The sequence below is a fragment of the Rhodococcus sp. USK13 genome, from assembly GCF_018343855.1.
GTDB classification, from domain to species: domain Bacteria; phylum Actinomycetota; class Actinomycetes; order Mycobacteriales; family Mycobacteriaceae; genus Rhodococcus_F; species Rhodococcus_F oxybenzonivorans.
The window spans coordinates 3,351,943-3,369,341 of sequence record NZ_CP069242.1; the positions used below are offsets into that span (position 1 = coordinate 3,351,943).

Here is a 17,399-nt window from a genome sequence, read left to right on the forward strand (position 1 = left end):
GGGGGGCAACCGGAAGTTCCGGATCGGATCTGATGCACGGTTCGGGTCGGTTGGCGTCATGGGGGGACGGGCAGTGAGCACTATTCGCTTCGTGCGTAAAGCGCGGCGAGAAGTTCCGCGTATTCCGGGCGGCGAGGTGAGTCTGCAGGCTCCGCCGGAAATCCCGAGATTGGTCCCGGGAAATCTGCTCACGAAGCTTCTCCCCCTCGTGATGGTCGTCGCGATGGTCGGCATGATGGCGTTGATGTTCACGTCGGGTATGGCTCGCAACCCCATGTCGATGCTGTTCCCCCTCATGATGATGGTCTCGATGCTCGGCATGCTGGCGGGTGGCGGTCGCAGCGGTCCCAAGGCAGCGGAAGCGAACGAAGACCGCAAGGACTACCTGCGCTACCTCGATCAATTACGGCGTGATGTCGCCGAGACCGGCGAGCAACAGCGCAAGGCGCTCGACTGGAGCCATCCCGAACCCGGCCTGCTCTGGACCATCGCGGGAACGGCCCGCATGTGGGAGCGCCGTGTCACCGACCCGGACTATTGTCATGTGCGCGTGGGGCGGGGCAGTCAGCGGCTCGCCACTCGTCTCATCGCGCCTGAAACGGGACCGGTGGAAGATCTCGAACCCGTTGCCGCCGTGTCTCTTCGCCGATTCGTCCGCGCGCACTCGGTGGTCCAGGAGTTGCCCACCGCAGTCTCGTTGCGGGGGTTCGCCGCCATCTCCGTCGAGGGTGAGCGTGGGGCGGCCCGTTCCCTGGTCCGGTCGATGCTCATGCAGTTGTGCGCCTTCCACGGTCCCGACAACCTGCTCGTTGCGGTCGTGTGCGGTCCCGACACCCAACACGAGTGGGACTGGGCGAAGTGGCTGCCGCACGCCCAGCACCCGGATTCCTCCGACGGCGTGGGTTCTTCCCGGATGATCTACGGATCGATTCTCGAACTCGAGTCCGCGCTCGGCCCGCAGCTGGCAATGCGGAATCGCTTCTCCCGCAATGCTCCGGCTGCTCCGGGCGTGCCCCAGTTCGTCCTCGTCATCGACGGCGGAATCCTCGAAGGCGAGTCGGGCATGATCACCGACGGGGGAGTGGATTCGGTGACCGTCCTCGACATCGCCGGATTCTGCCCGCGGTTGACGGCCACCCGCGGTCTCCAGCTGGTGGCACAGGACGGGTCGCTCGGGGCCCGCAGCGGTACCGGTGTCGAGATGTTCGCGACGGCCGACCTCGTCAGCGCGCATCAGGCGGAAACTCTTGCGCGTCGCCTCGCGCCGTACCGTACGACGTCGCACACATCGGTCGACACGGGAGACGACGATCAACCCGCACAGACATGGAGCCAAATGCTCGGTGTCGGCGACGTCGGCCGGCTCAACCCCGATCACGCGTGGCTGCCCCGGCAGGGTCGCGCCCGCTTACGCGTCCCTATCGGCGTAGGAGTCGACGGGAATCCGGTCGAGATCGACCTCAAAGAGTCCGCGGAAAACGGCATGGGGCCTCATGGGCTGTGCATCGGAGCTACCGGATCGGGAAAGTCCGAGTTCCTCCGAACGCTGGTGCTGGGTCTCATCGCTACTCATTCGCCCGATGCACTCAACCTCGTACTGGTCGATTTCAAAGGTGGCGCCACCTTCCTCGGCCTCGAGGAGGCTCCCCACGTCGCCGCGGTGATCACCAACCTTGCCGAAGAACTGGCCATGGTCGACAGAATGCGCGACGCGCTGGCCGGGGAGATGAATCGCCGGCAGGAATTGCTGCGCTCGGCCGGAAACTTCGCCAACGTCACCGACTACGAAAAGGCGCGTCAGGCAGGCGCAGACCTCGACCCGCTGCCGGCGCTCTTCATCGTGGTCGACGAATTCTCGGAATTGCTCAGTCAGCAGCCCGAATTCGCTGATCTCTTCGTGGCCATAGGACGACTCGGTCGATCGCTGCACATCCACCTGCTCCTGGCGAGCCAGCGACTCGAGGAAGGGAAGCTTCGCGGTCTCGACAGCCACCTCTCGTACCGGATCGGGCTCAAGACATTCTCCGCCAACGAATCGCGCACAGTGCTCGGTGTCCCGGACGCCTATCATCTGCCCGCCACTCCCGGCGCCGGTTACCTCAAGTGCGACTCGGCCGAAATCGTGCGCTTCCAGGCCTCTTACGTGTCGGGAACCTACGAGGGCGGTCACGTCGACAGCGTCCGACGGCCGGGCGAGGCGCCCGTCGAGCTGCGCCCGAAAATTTTCACCGCCGCCCCCGTCGCCGTCGACGTCGTCGACATACCGGAAGAACCGTTCTCCCTCGACATCAACGAGGAACATGCGGAAACTCGGACGACCATCGACGTCGTCGTCGAACGCATCCGCAACCGCGGTTCGAGAGCGCACGAGGTGTGGCTTCCCCCGCTCGACGCGGCACCGACTCTCGACGCGCTGCTGCCGAGGTCGATACTCACCGAACCAGTCCCGGCGCTCAGTGCGCTGCGTGCACCGATCGGGATCATCGACAGGCCCTACGATCAGCGGCGGGACCTGCTTGTGGTGGACCTGTCCGGTTCCACCGGAAACATGGCGGTGGTCGGTGGCCCGCAGTCGGGGAAATCGACTGCGATCCGAACGGTGATCATGTCGCTCGCCGCCACTCATTCGGCCGAGCAGGTGCAGTTCTATTGCCTCGACTTCGGCGGTGGCACGCTTGCCGGACTGTCGGGCCTGCCGCATGTCGGTTCGGTTGCCAACCGTCTCGACGTCGACCGGGTTCGCCGCACCGTCGCCGAGATGAACACGATCGTGCGACAGCGTGAAGCCCGATTTCGCGACCTCGGGGTCGAATCCATGGCCGAATTCCGGCGACTACGCGCTACCGATCCGTCCAGCGGCGCCCCTGCCGCCGGGGTCGCCGAAGATCCTTTCGGCGACGTGTTCCTCGTCGTCGACGGCTTCGGTAGCATCCGGCAGGATTTCGAAACCCTGGAACAACAGATCATCAACCTTGCGGCACAGGGCCTGTCGTACGGCGTCCACGTCGTCATCACGGCGTCTCGGTGGGGCGAAGTGCGGCCGGCCCTCAAGGACCAGCTCGGCACTCGCATCGAACTCCGGTTGGGTGATCCCGCGGACTCCGACCTCGGTCGTAAGACCGCTGCGCTCGTGCCGGAAGGCAGGCCGGGTCGAGGCATGACGCGCGACAGTCTGCATCTGCTGGTCGGCCTCCCCCGGATCGACGGGAACTCTGACCCCGCCGACCTTGCGTCCGGTGTCGCGCATGCCGTGTCGTCGATCGCTGCCACCACCCATGGCCGCCATGCTCCTGCCGTACGCATGTTGCCGGGACAGATCACTCGCGAGGCGGTTCTCGACGCCGCCGGTTCGTGGCCCTCCTACCTGGACCCGACCGAGAAGTGCCTCCAGATTCCGATCGGACTCGACGAGGCCGAACTGGCGCCCACATTTCTCAACTTCGCCGTGCAACCACACTTCCTGGTATTCGGGGACAGTGAATGCGGCAAGACGACGCTGCTGCGCAACATCTGCGAGGGCATCATGGCGTCGAACACCGCTGGACAGGCGAAGATCATCCTCGGTGACTATCGGCGCACCATGCTGGGGGTGGTGGAATCGGAGCACCTCGCCGCCTATGCGCCGTCGTCGGGCGTGCTGACCAAGAACATGAATGACCTCGCGGTTGTGCTCGAATCGCGGATGCCGCACCCGCAGATCAGCCAGCAACAAATTCGAGAGCGTTCCTGGTGGACGGGGCCGGACATCTTCGTTGTCATCGACGATTACGACCTCGTCGTGACCTCGAGCGGCAATCCGGTGGCCGCGATCGTCGAGTACCTTCCCCATGCGAAGGACATCGGATTCCACCTCGTCATCGCGCGCCGTTCCGGTGGCGCGGCACGGGCGCTGTACGAACCGGTCATTGCACGCATGCGTGATCTGGCATCCGCCGGCTTGGTGATGAGTGGAAACCGAGACGAAGGCAACCTCATCGGAACCGTACGGGCAAGTGCCATGCCCCCCGGGCGGGGCACGTTGGTGACGCGCGGCGGCAGCGGACTGATCCAGCTCGCATGGATGCCACCGCAGTGAGGTCCGCGGTCGCGATTCACCTCACTGAATCCGGCATGTGGTCGTGTTGTCAGGACAGGGCGGTGGAGGGGCTGCCCTCGGTCCGTGTCGCAACCGACGGTTCGTTGATCACTTCGGTGCGCGAGACTTCTTCCACCGAGTCGTCACCGCTGTGCTCTATCGACGACGAGTACATCGATGTGGGCGGTGGTATCGCTCCGGTCCCGGACGTGCTCGCCGCCGTTCTCCGTGGCGCGGTCGAGGCCGTGGCGGGCGGGCCGTCCGTCGGTGCGGTGCTGACATACCCGACCGAGTGGGGCACGGCGCGACAGCAGGTTCTGGCCGACGCAGGCTCGGCGATCGCCGCCGACACCGTGCTTGAGCCCGTGGCGGTTGCCGTAGCCGCAGTCGCCGGCCTGGCCGAGCGCGACAGCACCTGGGCGGTCGTCGAATGCCGGGCGACGGGCACCACTTCCACTTACGTGGCGGCAACATCCGGTGACTACCGCGTCGTGGAAGTCGAGCACGAATCCTCGCTGGTCGTCGACGATCTCGATCGGCAGGCCGAGGCAATCACGGAGCTGGTCGGGCGCGTCTGCCGAGGCCGGGCGCTCGACGGCATTCTGGTGACGGACCACATCGACACCCGGCATGATCTGGCACCTGTACGGCGTGCGGTCGTGGCTGCCTTCGGCCGTGAGGTACCGGTCGAGAGCGTGTCGGGTGTGGACATCGTTCGCGCGCTCGCAATGCCGCGCAGCGATGGGGTACACGAGCAATCGATCGTCGCGATACCTCAGAGGAATTGGCTCCAACCGGTTCTGCAGCGGGAGCAACAGGAACGGACGAGGAGGTCGTGGCCGACGTTCGTCGCGGTCGCAGCGGCCCTGGCGGTGGTGACCGGAGCCGGAGTTGCCTTCATCCAATCAACCCTCCATTCCGTCTCGACGTCGACCGTCGAGGGTGTTGTTGCAGAATCACAGTCGCCTTCGGCTCCGGCGTCGTCGTCCGTTGCACCATCGCAGTCCACGATTCCTTCGACGGCGGCGGGCACGGGACGGGAAGTGTCGGTCGGGGGAGTTCGTCTCACGGCGCCCGACCGATGGCGGGAGCGGCCACAGTCGGCGACACCGTTCCGGATCGAACTGGTGCCCGACGGTGGCGCGGACAGACGAATCATCGTGATGCAGAACAACCTCCAGGGCGGTGCCGGGTACGACGAGGTCGCGGTCACGCTTGCGGCGAAAATCGCGCAGCGCGGCAGACCCGAGCTGTTCGCCGAACTGGAGAAGGACGTCGTGTTCGGTGGGAGACCGGGTATCACGTACAGCGAATTCCCGGACGAGAACTCCGCGGTGAGGTGGCACGTCGTCGTCGAACGTGACCTCCAGGTCAGCGTGGGATGTCAGTTCCTGTCGGCGGAATGGGCCGAAATCGAAGCCGAGTGTGAGCACGTCGTGCGGTCACTGGAAGTCGATGAGTGAACCCGACGGGCGACAGAGCCGAAAACTTCCACTGTGGTGGAACCGATTGGACGGTTGATGCGTCCAATCATGTGTAGGGGTGGATCGGGCAGTCCAGTGGGGGCCGCCACACCAGACGATCAGAAGGAGTTCCCATGGCGGGAGTTGTTACCGATGTCGGCCAGATGGAGGCCGCGGCTAACCATGTGGAGACGGTGAATGGGCAGCTGCAAGCCACTATCGCCGGCCTCAAGGGGCGTTGCGAAGAATCGTCCTCGGCTTGGGCGGGTGGCGCGCAGGATGCGTTCCAGGCACTCATGGTCCGCTACAACGATGCGTCCCGTCGGATGCAGGATTCGCTCGCCGAAATTGCCGTGAAGATTCGCGAGAACGGCAAGGGGTACGACGCCGCAGAGCAGGCCAACCAGGATGCGATCCATTCTGCCGGAGCTTCGGGATCGCTCGATCTCTGACATGCGTTCCGAGTTCGACACCGGTTACACAACAACAAGGAGCATGGAATGTCATTGAAGTACGGATTTGCCGAGCTGCAGGCCCTGGCGAGCGACATCAGGTCGAACGAGGGAAAGCTGCGCGAAACCCACGACGAGCTCCAGGGCTACGTGCAGGGTCTGGTCGCGCAGTGGGAGAGCGGTGCCCAGCAGAACTACCAAGCGGTGCAGGCCAAGTGGGACGGCGCACACAACGACCTGCTCCAGGTACTCCAGACGATCGCCAAGGTCGTCCAGGACGGCGCTGTCGACATGCAGAGCGCCGAGGACAGGAACGCTGCTGCCTGGCTCTGACAATCCTGTGATGTGCGACAGTGCCCCAGCAATCGACGGATGCTGGGGCACTGTCGTCAGAGGTGCGGCGAAATCTCGGTGACGTCAGCCGGCCGGTGGAATCAATCTGCTCAACACCACGCTGCTCTTCGTCTGGAGTACCGCTGGTTCCGACCGGAGATTCTCGAGCGTCCTCTCGAGGTGAGCGGTGTCGGTCGTCCGGACGCGCAGCAGTGCGTTGGCGTCACCCGTGATGGTGTACGCCTCCTGTACTTCGGCGTGTCGAGAGACGATGCGCGCGATCTCGACCGCGGAGGTACGTCCGTCGCAGTACAGCTCGACGAAGACCTCCACACCGTGTCCGAGTGCCTGCGGGTCGAGTGACGCGTGAAAACCGGTAATGACCCCTGAGTCGACCAGTCGGTCGACGCGCCGTTTCACCGCCGGAGCGGACAAGCCCACCTCGGCGCCGATGGTGGCAAAGCTCGACCTCGCGTTGCACTCCAGTTGCGCAACGATCAGTCGGTCCAAGGTGTCCAGGCGCAACGAATCGTCCATACAGAGCAACGCTAGCGCATTGTTTGTCGCTGAGGGAGGGCGGATACTTTCTCTCAGCACCATCGGAGAACGGGGGGAACGTGCCACCGACTGTGGATAGCGGCCCGGGAAGCGCAGTGCGGGACGCGACCGGGCCTGTGGCGAGTGCCGGCCGGCGCGGTTACCCCCGCACCTACCTGATGTGTCCACCCACCTACTTCGATGTCGTCTACGCGATCAACGACTGGATGAGTCCGGGCGAGCAGGTCGATCGGCCCCGGGCGCTCGCGCAGTGGCACACCCTGGTGGACACGTATCGAGCGCTGGGTCACGAGGTCGTGGTCATCGATGCCGTCGAGGGGCTCCCGGACATGGTGTTCGTCACCGACAGTGGCGTGGTGGTCGACGGTGTCGCTCTCGGCGCCCGCTACCGATGTGCTCAGAGGCGAGCGGAAGCGGGCCACGTTCTTCGATGGTTCCGCGAGAACGGACTGCTCAAACCTAGATTGCCGCGTTTCGTGAACGAGGGCGAGGGCGATTTCCTCGTGGTCGGTGACGTGATTCTCGGGGGTACCGGCTTCCGGTCCGACCCTCGATCCCATGCGGAGGCTGCCGCGCATCTCGGGCGTCCTGTAGTTCCGCTGACTCTGGTGGATTCGCGCTATTACCACCTCAACACCGCCCTCGGAGTACTCGACAATGCGACAATCGCCTACCTTCCCGCCGCCTTCTCTCCGGAGAGCCTCCTCCTGTTGCGCCGGATGTTTCCGGACGCGGTGATCGCCGAGGAGAGTGATACGCAGTGGCTCGGCCTCAACCTGGTGAGCGACGGACTTCATGTCGTCTTGCCCGCGCAGGCGACGCAGCTGTCGGATCAGCTGGTGGACCGCGGCTACGACCCGGTACCGGTGGACTATTCGGAATTTCTGAAATCTGGCGGCGGAATCAAATGCAGCACAATGGAACTGCGCGGGTATCGCCAGTTCTGCGAGATGGGAAGCTGAGGGGTGAGGACCAATGTCGGACAGTGTCGTGTCGGTATCCGGCGCCACGCGTGAGCAGCTGGACCGGGCGGAGGACCACAGCGCGCACAATTACTCACCCTTGCCCGTCGTGATCGAGTCGGGCGCAGGTTGCTGGGTCAAGGACGTCGACGGCGTCGACTATCTCGATGTCCTCGCGGGGTACTCGGCCCTCAACTTCGGCCACGCACATCCTGCTCTCGTGCGCGTCGCTCGCGAACAACTGGGCCGACTCACCTTGACCAGTCGTGCGTTCCAGCACGACCGTTTCGCGCAGTACTGCGAAGACCTGAGCCGATTGTGTCGCAAAGAAGCCGTGCTGCCGATGAATACCGGCGCAGAGGCGGTCGAGACGGCGCTCAAGCTTGTCCGCAAGTGGGGGTACGACGTGAAGGGGGTGCCGCCGGGGCGAGCCGAGGTGGTCACCTGCTCCGGCAACTTTCACGGCCGCACAATTTCGATCGTGGGATTCTCCTCCGACCCGGACGCGTACACCGGGTTCGGGCCGTATCCCGCAGGTTTCGTCTCCGTCGAATACGGGAACGTCGACGCGTTCGAGTCGGCGATAACCGACGACACCGTAGCGGTGCTGCTCGAACCGATCCAGGGGGAGGCAGGCGTCCTCGTGCCCCCGGCGGGCTACCTTGCGGCGGTGCGCGAGGTGTGCACGCGTCGCGGCGTCCTCATGATCGCGGACGAGATCCAGAGCGGACTCGGCCGGACGGGGGAGACCTTTGCCTGTGATCACGAGAATGTGACACCCGACATCTACGTTCTCGGCAAGGCGCTGGGCGGTGGCCTCGTCCCCGTCTCGGCGGTCGTCGCCGATTGGCCGGTGATGCGCGTGATCGGGCCCGGGCAACACGGAAGCACTTTCGGTGGCAACCCCCTCGCGTGCGCTGTGGGCAGTGCCGTGGTGGCGCTGCTCGAAACCGGCGAATATCAGGAGCGCAGCCGCCGGTTGGGTGCCTACCTGCACGGCATGCTGCGCGAGCTGCCTGGCCGCCATGTTGCAGAAGTACGGGGGCGTGGGCTGTGGGCCGGTGTGCAACTGGCTGAGGGGATGCCTTCCGCGAGGGAAGTGTGTGAACGCCTTGTCGCGCGCCGTGTGCTCGCGAAAGACGCGCACGAGGGGACGATTCGTATCGCCCCGCCGCTGGTGGTCGAACGTGACGAGCTGACCTGGGCGGTCGAACAGCTTGCTGATGCGCTCGCCGAGTGAATTTTGACCCGGAGGCGCCGCGACCGGTATCGTTCTCCGTTGGCGTGCCGTGCGTCGCTGTGTCTTCATGTCACAGTGGCTGGCGGTTCTCGGGTCTCAACTGGCCGCCGGGAATCGCTCGACGATACGCAATGGCCAGCAGCGGATTGAACAAGACGAGGAAGTTCTGTGTCTACGTACACCCCGAAGGCCGGAGATGTGACCCGCACGTGGCACGTCATCGACGCCACTGACGTGGTGCTCGGCCGCCTTGCCGTCCAAGCAGCCAACTTGCTGCGCGGCAAGCACAAGCCCACCTTTGCACCGCACGTTGACGGCGGCGACTTCGTCGTCATCATCAACGCCGAGAAGGTTGCCATCAGCGGCAACAAGCGTGACGGCAAGTTCCTGTACCACCACTCCGGACATCCCGGTGGTCTCAAGTCCCGCTCCGTCGGCGAGGTTCTCGACAAGAACCCCGACCGCCTCGTGGAGAAGGCCATCGTCGGCATGCTCCCCAAGAACAAGTTGGGTCGCGCCATCAGCAGCAAGCTGAAGGTCTACGCGGGCCCCAACCACCCCCACGCCGCGCAGCAGCCGGTGCCATTCGAGATCAAGCAGGTGGCCCAGTGACGGCGCCGGAGGAGCAGAACGTGTCCAATCCCGAAGAGATCACCGAGGCTGTCGAGGTCGCGGCGGACGAGTACGTGTCCGTCGAGGAGCCCGAGGTTGCCGAGGACATCGAGGCCGCTGCTGCTCCGCAGGCCCCGATCGTGATCGATCGGCCCATCCAGACCGTCGGTCGTCGTAAGGAAGCGGTTGTCCGCGTCCGTCTGACCCCGGGCTCCGGCCAGTTCAAGCTCAACGGCCGCACCATCGAGGATTACTTCCCGAACAAGGTGCACCAGCAGCTGATCAAGGCTCCGCTCGTCACGGTCGAGCGTGCCGAGTCGTTCGACATCGTCGCCCTGCTCCACGGTGGCGGACCGTCCGGACAGGCCGGCGCACTGCGTCTCGCCATTGCCCGCGCGCTCATCGAGGTCACCCCCGAGGACCGTCCGGCGCTCAAGAGTGCCGGCTTCCTCACCCGTGACGCCCGCGCCGTCGAGCGCAAGAAGTACGGCCTGAAGAAGGCCCGTAAGGCATCTCAGTACTCCAAGCGCTGATGTGTCGCCGAAGCCGCCCTCCGGGGACGGCTTCGGCACCTGTTCTTCCCGAGAGCAGGCGTCCATCGTTACCGGACGCCTGCTCTCGCGCTTTATCCGAGATGTAGTGGTTTCCGAGGTACGAGGGGTCTGGTCTATGGGGCGGTTGTTCGGGACGGATGGGGTTCGCGGGCTGGCGAATACGGAGCTGACCGCCGAATTGGCGTTGCAGATCGCATCTGCCGCTGCCACGGTGCTGGCATCAGCGGATTCGGGGCGTGCCACCGCTGTGGTCGGCCGTGACCCGCGGGCCAGCGGCGAGATGCTCGAAGCAGCCGTTGTCGCCGGTTTGACGTCGGCGGGTGTCGACGTCTTGAACGTCGGCGTTCTCCCCACTCCTGCGGTGGCGTACCTCACGGCAGAGCTCGACGCTGCACTCGGTGTGATGATCTCCGCCTCGCACAACCCTATGCCCGACAACGGAATCAAGATCTTCGCCGCGGGTGGGCACAAGCTCGACGACGAGGTCGAGGACCGTATCGAATCGGTCGCCGTCGGCACGACGACCAAGCGAGCGCCCACCGGAGCCGGCATCGGGCGCGTGCGAGTGGTGTCGGACGCCGCCGATCGGTATCTGCAACACCTGGCCACGGCCCTGTCTCACCGCCTCGACGGCCTCACCGTCGTGGTCGACTGCGCGCACGGCGCCGCCTCGGCTGTGGCGCCGACCGCCTACCGCGCCGCCGGCGCGAACGTCATCGCGATCAACGCCCAGCCGGATGGGCTCAACATCAACGACAACTGCGGCTCCACGCACCTCGAGAGCCTGCAGAAGGCCGTGGTGGAGCATGGCGCAGACCTCGGCCTCGCGCACGACGGGGACGCGGACCGCTGCCTTGCGGTCGACGCCGGTGGCTCCCTGGTGGACGGTGACGCCATCATGACCGTCCTGGCCCTCGGCATGCGCGACACCGGCGAGTTGGTCGACAACACGCTGGTCGCGACTGTGATGAGCAATCTGGGGTTACACATCGCAATGCGCGAGGCGGGTATTTCGCTGATCACCACCGCAGTCGGTGACCGCTACGTGCTCGAAGGACTTCGGGCGGGCGGTTTCACTCTCGGCGGTGAGCAGTCGGGGCATGTCGTGTTGCCCGCGTTCGGTACCACCGGTGACGGGATTCTGACCGGCCTGCGATTGATGGGCCGAATGGCACAGACGGGGCGGCCGATCGCGGAACTGGCATCGGCGATGACGACCCTTCCCCAGGTGCTGGTCAATGTGCGAGTCGCCGACAAGCGTGCCGTGGCCGCATCCCCCGTCGTTCTGGATGCCGTGGCGGCGGCGGAGCGGACGCTGGGTGATCAGGGTCGTGTTCTGCTGCGACCTTCCGGAACCGAACAGCTCGTGCGCGTGATGGTGGAGGCAGCGGACCTCGACTTGGCTCAACGCCTCGCCGACAAGCTGGCAAGTACGGTCGCCTCGGTCTGAGTGGCGCAGCGTATCGGTCGGTGTGGGGAACCGATCGGCGCGCCGGCGCGTCTAAAGCAGTAGGTCGTGAAGAGAGGGTGGGGGCATGAGCGATGGACTCGAGGTCGACGTCAGGGCGGTGGCGAGCGTTGGCGCGCGGATGGTGCGCTCAGCGCAGGTGCTGAGGCAGCAGGCAATCGACGCCGGCCGGCTGGAGTTCGGCGGTGTGCAGGCCGGACGCGACTACTGTGCACTCGGCGACGAGCTACGGAACGCGCTCGCAGTCGTGTCCGTGGCACTCGACGAGTGGGCAACCGACACGGAGGCCGTCGGTCACAACTTCCGAGCCGGCGCCACGCGTTATGCAGGCACGGAAGGTGCCTTTGCCGACGGCCTCGACCGGGTGCTTCCGTGACGACGGATGCGGCTTCGTTGATGGACGATCCGACGCTGAGCCGTGACTACAAGGAGCAGCTCCTTCAGGCCTGGGCCTCGTCTCGCGAAGAGGATGTGGCGTTGTGGCAGCCCTACTTCGACGCGTACGGCATCGACAGACGCGAACGCACGCCGTCCGCCGACGAGCGTTACATCGCACTCCTCGCGGATGGGAGCGATGCCCGATCTGCTGCCGCCGACCGCCGCCACTTGGAGGATTGTCTGCGACCTGATTCGCTCAATGTCCCAGGCGACATGCTGGACCTCGGAGCACGGGGGCTCGAGTTCTTCGAGATGTTCCTTCCTGCCGCGCAGCAGCTGCAGTACGACGGTCGCGCGATCACCGAGTACTACGCCCGGTTCGACGCCGAGCGGGGCATGAACCTTCATGTGCTGAGCCGGGACATCGACACGCTGCAGCACACCCTCGACTCTGCGCGCAGGGAACTCGAGGAGCACGAGGCGTGTGTTGCAGCGGTCAGCGCCGCGTGGAGTGGGGATGCAGCCGCCGCCGCGATCGATGCCTCGGGCCGCAGGAATGCCCGGGCAGTGGCCGATGTCGACCGGTTACGCGGACTGGTCGACGTGCTGTTCGAAGCGAACCTCACCCTCAGCGCCGCAGTGACGGACAAGGCGTACAGGGTGGTGTCGCTGCACCAGTCCACTGTCGCGGGATACAGCGCAGCCCAAATCGCAGTGCTGGCCGACATCGCCGTGCACGGCCGGGATGGAGACAACTCCGTCGCCAAGGATTGCATGGAAGACGCGTCGTACTGGTTCCCCGAACTTGCCGACGACGACTACCGGCACATCAACGGCTTGTACAAGGACGGGGGAGGCGGCGCTCTGCGGTGGCTCGACCGAGACGACGTCGTGAAGCGAGCGGCAGGTATCGCCCGCGCGTGGCTCGACGCGCACTTCCGGCCCGTCTACGAAGAGAAACAGCGCGAATTCGCGGCCGCGTGCGAGGCCTGCGCAGACACTGTGGAAGCGTCGTATGCGGCGGTGATCGCCGAAGCCGGAATGTTGCAGTCGGACAGCGATATTCGCTCCGTGGATCGCACCGCTCCGGGGCACTCTCCCGCTCCGCCCCCTCTCGACGCCCCGAGAACTCCCGTCGACGCTGCGCCGACAGCTCCTGCCGGTGCACCCTCTGTCACCGCGCCTGGGGGATTCGCTGGACAACCGGCGGGATGGAGTTCGCCGACGGGAACGACTCCGAGTGACACCGCCCACCTGGCACCGATGACGGCGCCGATCGGTTCCGGTAACGGAGGCCGGGACCTAGGAGTTCGGGACGTAGGAGTGGGAACGCGGGATGTACACACCGAACCCGCGACGTCCTTGCCCGCGGCCTCTCCTCCCGTACTGCCGAGTCTCGGCGGTGTGCCAGGTCTGGCCGGTGTGCCGGGTCTTGCCGGTGTTCCCGGCATCGGGGGTATGACCGGATTTGGTGACCTCACCGGGGCGGTACAGGGGTTGGCCGGTGAACTCGGCGACCTGGGGTCGCTCATCCGTCCACTGATAGAGGACGCGGTGTCGGCTCTCACCCGTCGGGACGATGACGGGGATGTGGGGGCGGAGGAGGAGCCCGACCTCGAGGACGAGCGCGATTCGGGTGTCGACGGCGAGGGCGGACAAGCGTTGCCTACCACTCCCGACAAGAGCCTCGAGCTGAAGCTCGACGGCAAGTCATGGACTCTGGTCGTCGACGAAGACGGTGCCGGAGTTCACCTCGACATCATCGACGGCCAAGGCGCCACGTCGCGCTTCGGTGTGGAGATCGGTCCGAACGGCCTGCCTCAGATTTTCGCAGAATCCCGTCCGGGGGAGGACCCGCTGCACCAGGCGGCAGCTGCGCCCGAGGCCGCGTCCGGCACTGACGTGCCGCAGACCGGCGCTGTCGACGCCAGACCGCCCGCCGCTCCCGACGTCAGCCAACCTGAACATCACGAGGCCGAGCAGTCGCCACCGGAGCCCACCACCGCACCTGGTCCGCAGCCCGTGACCATGCAGAACGAGCCGCTTCCGGAAACGCTCACAGTCCCTGCACCTGCACCTGCACCTGCACCTGCACCAGAGCTTGCCAGCGGCCCGTCGGCTGCGCTCGACAGCGGCGCAGAACTCGCGGAGGCCGGACCGCTGTGAGCGAGCGGGCCGCACAGTTGCGCGCTCGACGTGCGCAGATGAGGGCGGAACTCTCGCTGTTTCGACGACGACTGGAGGAGCAGCGGGTGCGAGACGAGGCAGAAGCCACGCGACGACGGCAGCTTGCGGGGCACCCCGCACACACGAGCACGGCGGCGGACGCGGTCGCACCCGGTCGCAGCGCAGCCGAGGACGACGACGAGTTCTACCGTCCACGGAGCTGGCTCGTCGAGTAACGCCGGAACAGCCGGAGCCGTCGTGGAACGCTCAGATGTGGGGAATCAGTCCCTGGAAGCCGGCGTCCGTATTGATCTCCTGCGGATCGACGACGGTGGTGCGGGGGATGTGCGCCTCGGCGTCCGCGAAGGCCGCGTATTTCTTGTCATTCGTCAGTTCGTAGAGCAGGAACCCGGTCAGCAACGCCCGTGTCACCTGCTGCGTCTTGCGCTCGGATCCACCGATGCCGAGTGCGCCGAGAAGTCGACGCCCCTCGGTCAACCCCGAATCGGTTGCGCCGTCCACGGCTCGCAGTACGGAATCGCCGCCCCACGCCTCGGCGAGGGCCTTGGCGTTGCTGTTCATGGTGTCGATATCCGCGCCCGCCACGATCAGCCCCGGAACTGTGATCTTGGGCGCATACTTCTCCGCCTTCGGGGCAGTCGGCGCCGGGAACAATGCGGCCACCGCGGTCACGTCACGCTGTGCGGCGGCGAGCACCGCCGCGCCCGCACCCATACCGTGGCCGGCAAAGGCCACTCGATCCGGCTGAACACTGATCTGGCCGGGTCCCAGCCGGACACCGACACAGATGTCGAGAGTGGCCCGCAGGTCGGTCGCGAGGCCCAGGTGTGAAGGCACCGGGCCCCGCTCACTGTTGGGCGCCGCGACGACAATGCCCCAGGACGCAAGGTGCTCCAGCGTGTTCCGGTAGTGGTCAGCTCCGGTCATCCACCCGTGCGCGAACGCCACCGCAGGCAAGTTGAAGCCGGACTCGGGTGTATAGACGACTCCCGGCTGTCCAGCCAGCGCGAGGTCTCCCCGCAGCACGCGGTGCGGTCCCCGCTTCGACAGTTCCCGGGCCAGGTTCTTCAGTTTCGGCGCCACGGAGAGAACGTTATCCGATCACCTCCCCAGGGACGGAGTCCCCGCGCCGACTACACAGGGACGAAGTCCCCGCGCGGACCACACAGGGACGGAGTCCCCGCTCCCGGCGTCGCGTTGGTGTCCGACTTCGCCGCACCGTCCGCTCCAAGTACCCTGATGAACCATGTGCGGAATCGTGGGATACGTCGGCCACCGGCAGGCTCTGTCTGTTGTGGTGGAGGCTTTGCGGCGGATGGAATACCGCGGATACGACTCTGCAGGGATCGCCGTGCTCGACGGGAAGGGCGGTATGGCCGTCGAGCGAAAGGCCGGTCGCCTGTCGAACCTGGAGGCCGAACTCGACGAGGTGGGTGCCGAGAAGTTCGCCGGACACACGGGGATCGGGCACACCCGTTGGGCCACGCACGGTCGCCCGACTGACCGGAACGCCCACCCGCACCGGGACGCGACCGGAACCGTCGCCGTCGTACACAACGGCATCATCGAAAACTTCGCGCCCTTGCGCGCCGAACTCGAGCAGGCGGGCGTCGACCTCTCCAGCGACACCGACACCGAGGTCGCGGTGCACCTGGTGTCGCGGGCTTATGCGTCCGGTGAGACCGCCGGGGACTTCGTGGAGAGCGCCCTGAGTGTGCTCCGCCGCCTCGAGGGAGCATTCACCCTCGTCTTCACTCACTCCGACCATCCCGACACCATCGTGGCCGCGCGTCGTTCGACTCCGCTCGTCATCGGTGTCGGCGAGGGCGAGACCTTCCTCGGCTCCGACGTCGCGGCATTCATCGAGCACACCCGGGATGCGGTCGAGCTGGGCCAGGACCAGGTGGTGACCATTACCGCGGACGGCTACTCGATCCTCAACTTCGACGGAACGGTCGCTGTGGGTCGACCGTTCCGCATCGACTGGGATCTCGCTGCTGCCGAAAAGGGTGGCCACGACTACTTCATGCTCAAGGAGATCGAAGAGCAGCCGGCAGCCGTCGCCGACACTCTCCTCGGGCACTTTGCGGACGGCAAGATCGTCCTCGACGAACAGCGGTTGTCGGACCAGGAGCTGCGCGACGTCGACAAGGTTTTCGTCGTCGCGTGCGGCAGCGCGTACCACTCCGGATTGCTCGCCAAGTACGCAATCGAGCACTGGACCCGGCTGCCTGTCGAGGTGGAGCTGGCCAGCGAGTTCCGTTACCGCGACCCCGTCCTCGACCGCTCGACGCTCGTGGTGGCGATCTCCCAGTCCGGTGAGACTGCCGACACCCTCGAGGCGGTGCGGCACGCCAAAGACCAGAAGGCGCGCGTCCTCGCGGTCTGCAACACCAACGGTGCCCAGATTCCCCGCGAAGCCGACGCCGTTCTCTACACCCGTGCCGGTCCGGAGATCGGCGTGGCGTCGACCAAGGCGTTCCTTGCGCAGGTCACCGCGAACTACCTCGTCGGTTTGGCGCTGGCCCAGGCTCGCGGCACCAAGTACCCGGACGAGGTGGCGCGCGAATACGCCGATCTCGAGGCGATGCCGGAGCTGGTGAGTCGGGTCCTCGGGACGGTGGGTCCGGTCCGGGCGTTGGCTCGGGAACTGGCGTCGTCGCCGACGGTGCTGTTCCTCGGCCGGCACGTGGGTTACCCGGTGGCGCTCGAGGGCGCGCTGAAGCTCAAGGAACTGGCGTACATGCACGCCGAGGGCTTCGCCGCCGGTGAACTCAAGCACGGCCCGATCGCGTTGATCGAGGACGGGTTGCCGGTCATCGTCGTGATGCCCTCTCCCAAGGGTCGCGCGGTGCTGCACTCGAAGCTGCTGAGCAACATCCGGGAGATTCAGGCTCGCGGTGCACGGACCGTCGTGATCGCGGAGGAAGGCGACGAGGCCGTGCGGCCGTTCGCCGACCACCTGATCGAGATTCCGGCGGCGCCGACGTTGCTGCAGCCGTTGCTGTCGACCGTGCCGTTGCAGGTCTTCGCCGCCGAGGTCGCGCAGACGCGCGGGTACGACGTGGACAAGCCCCGAAACCTCGCGAAGTCCGTCACGGTCGAATAACGGCTCCG

15 protein-coding genes are annotated in these 17,399 nt (G+C 65.9%); 13 read left to right on the top strand and 2 right to left on the bottom strand.

Annotation, left to right across the window (positions count from 1 at the left end):
• Positions 1-73 precede the first annotated feature (73 nt).
• From eccCa to JQT59_RS17825, 4 genes are all read left to right on the top strand, one after another.
• Positions 74-4,075 carry a type VII secretion protein EccCa gene (gene eccCa, locus JQT59_RS17810; RefSeq protein ID WP_213577180.1) on the top strand — a complete coding sequence of 1,334 codons (4,002 nt, stop codon included), beginning with the start codon at positions 74-76 and terminating at the stop codon, positions 4,073-4,075.
• On the top strand, positions 4,057-5,538 hold the full coding sequence (locus JQT59_RS17815) for a type VII secretion-associated protein (protein WP_213577181.1): 1,482 nt from the start codon (positions 4,057-4,059) through the stop codon (positions 5,536-5,538). Before eccCa ends, JQT59_RS17815 begins: the two co-directional genes overlap by 19 nt.
• A gap of 134 nt (positions 5,539-5,672) precedes the next feature.
• Entirely contained in the window at positions 5,673-5,990 is a 318-nt protein-coding gene (locus JQT59_RS17820; RefSeq protein ID WP_159925651.1) for a WXG100 family type VII secretion target, read from the top strand.
• Positions 5,991-6,038: 48 nt separating this feature from the next.
• Positions 6,039-6,323, top strand: coding sequence for a WXG100 family type VII secretion target (locus JQT59_RS17825; protein ID WP_109331548.1), 285 nt, complete (start codon positions 6,039-6,041; stop codon positions 6,321-6,323).
• 84 nt (positions 6,324-6,407) lie between these two features.
• Here the strand turns inward: JQT59_RS17825 and JQT59_RS17830 are convergent, their stop codons facing one another.
• Complete coding sequence (locus tag JQT59_RS17830) at positions 6,408-6,860, bottom strand: Lrp/AsnC family transcriptional regulator (RefSeq protein WP_213577182.1); 453 nt, start codon at positions 6,858-6,860, stop codon at positions 6,408-6,410.
• A gap of 116 nt (positions 6,861-6,976) precedes the next feature.
• Here JQT59_RS17830 and ddaH point away from each other — a divergent pair, with 116 nt between their 5' ends.
• The 8 genes from ddaH (at position 6,977) to JQT59_RS17870 (ending at position 14,497) form a co-directional block, all read left to right on the top strand.
• Positions 6,977-7,843: a dimethylargininase gene (gene ddaH / locus JQT59_RS17835; RefSeq protein WP_249354518.1), complete on the top strand. Its 867-nt coding sequence runs from the start codon at positions 6,977-6,979 to the stop codon at positions 7,841-7,843.
• Between the two features lie 13 nt (positions 7,844-7,856).
• The gene (gene rocD / locus JQT59_RS17840; RefSeq protein WP_213577183.1) at positions 7,857-9,083 is read left to right on the top strand and encodes an ornithine--oxo-acid transaminase; all 1,227 of its coding nucleotides are present in this window, start codon (positions 7,857-7,859) and stop codon (positions 9,081-9,083) included.
• 168 nt (positions 9,084-9,251) lie between these two features.
• Complete coding sequence (rplM, locus tag JQT59_RS17845; RefSeq protein WP_109331545.1) at positions 9,252-9,695, top strand: 50S ribosomal protein L13; 444 nt, start codon at positions 9,252-9,254, stop codon at positions 9,693-9,695.
• The gene (gene rpsI / locus JQT59_RS17850) at positions 9,692-10,228 is read left to right on the top strand and encodes a 30S ribosomal protein S9 (protein WP_109331534.1); all 537 of its coding nucleotides are present in this window, start codon (positions 9,692-9,694) and stop codon (positions 10,226-10,228) included. The genes rplM and rpsI overlap by 4 nt, the downstream gene beginning before the upstream one ends.
• Positions 10,229-10,364: 136 nt before the next feature.
• A complete protein-coding gene (gene glmM / locus JQT59_RS17855; RefSeq protein ID WP_213577184.1) occupies positions 10,365-11,699 on the top strand; it encodes a phosphoglucosamine mutase in 1,335 nt (444 codons plus the stop codon).
• 85 nt (positions 11,700-11,784) lie between these two features.
• Entirely contained in the window at positions 11,785-12,093 is a 309-nt protein-coding gene (locus JQT59_RS17860; RefSeq protein ID WP_213577185.1) for a type VII secretion target, read from the top strand.
• On the top strand, positions 12,090-14,261 hold the full coding sequence (locus tag JQT59_RS17865) for a hypothetical protein (RefSeq protein ID WP_249354519.1): 2,172 nt from the start codon (positions 12,090-12,092) through the stop codon (positions 14,259-14,261). The genes JQT59_RS17860 and JQT59_RS17865 overlap by 4 nt, the downstream gene beginning before the upstream one ends.
• Positions 14,262-14,347: 86 nt before the next feature.
• A complete protein-coding gene (locus tag JQT59_RS17870) occupies positions 14,348-14,497 on the top strand; it encodes a hypothetical protein (protein ID WP_249354521.1) in 150 nt (49 codons plus the stop codon).
• A 31-nt stretch (positions 14,498-14,528) separates the two neighbouring features.
• Here JQT59_RS17870 and JQT59_RS17875 read toward each other — a convergent pair whose 3' ends face one another.
• Positions 14,529-15,365 carry a poly(ethylene terephthalate) hydrolase family protein gene (locus JQT59_RS17875; protein WP_213577186.1) on the bottom strand — a complete coding sequence of 279 codons (837 nt, stop codon included), beginning with the start codon at positions 15,363-15,365 and terminating at the stop codon, positions 14,529-14,531.
• Positions 15,366-15,528: 163 nt separating this feature from the next.
• On the opposite strand from JQT59_RS17875, the gene glmS reads away from it, so the two are divergent.
• The gene (glmS, locus tag JQT59_RS17880) at positions 15,529-17,391 is read left to right on the top strand and encodes a glutamine--fructose-6-phosphate transaminase (isomerizing) (RefSeq protein ID WP_213577187.1); all 1,863 of its coding nucleotides are present in this window, start codon (positions 15,529-15,531) and stop codon (positions 17,389-17,391) included.
• Positions 17,392-17,399: the final 8 nt, after the last annotated feature.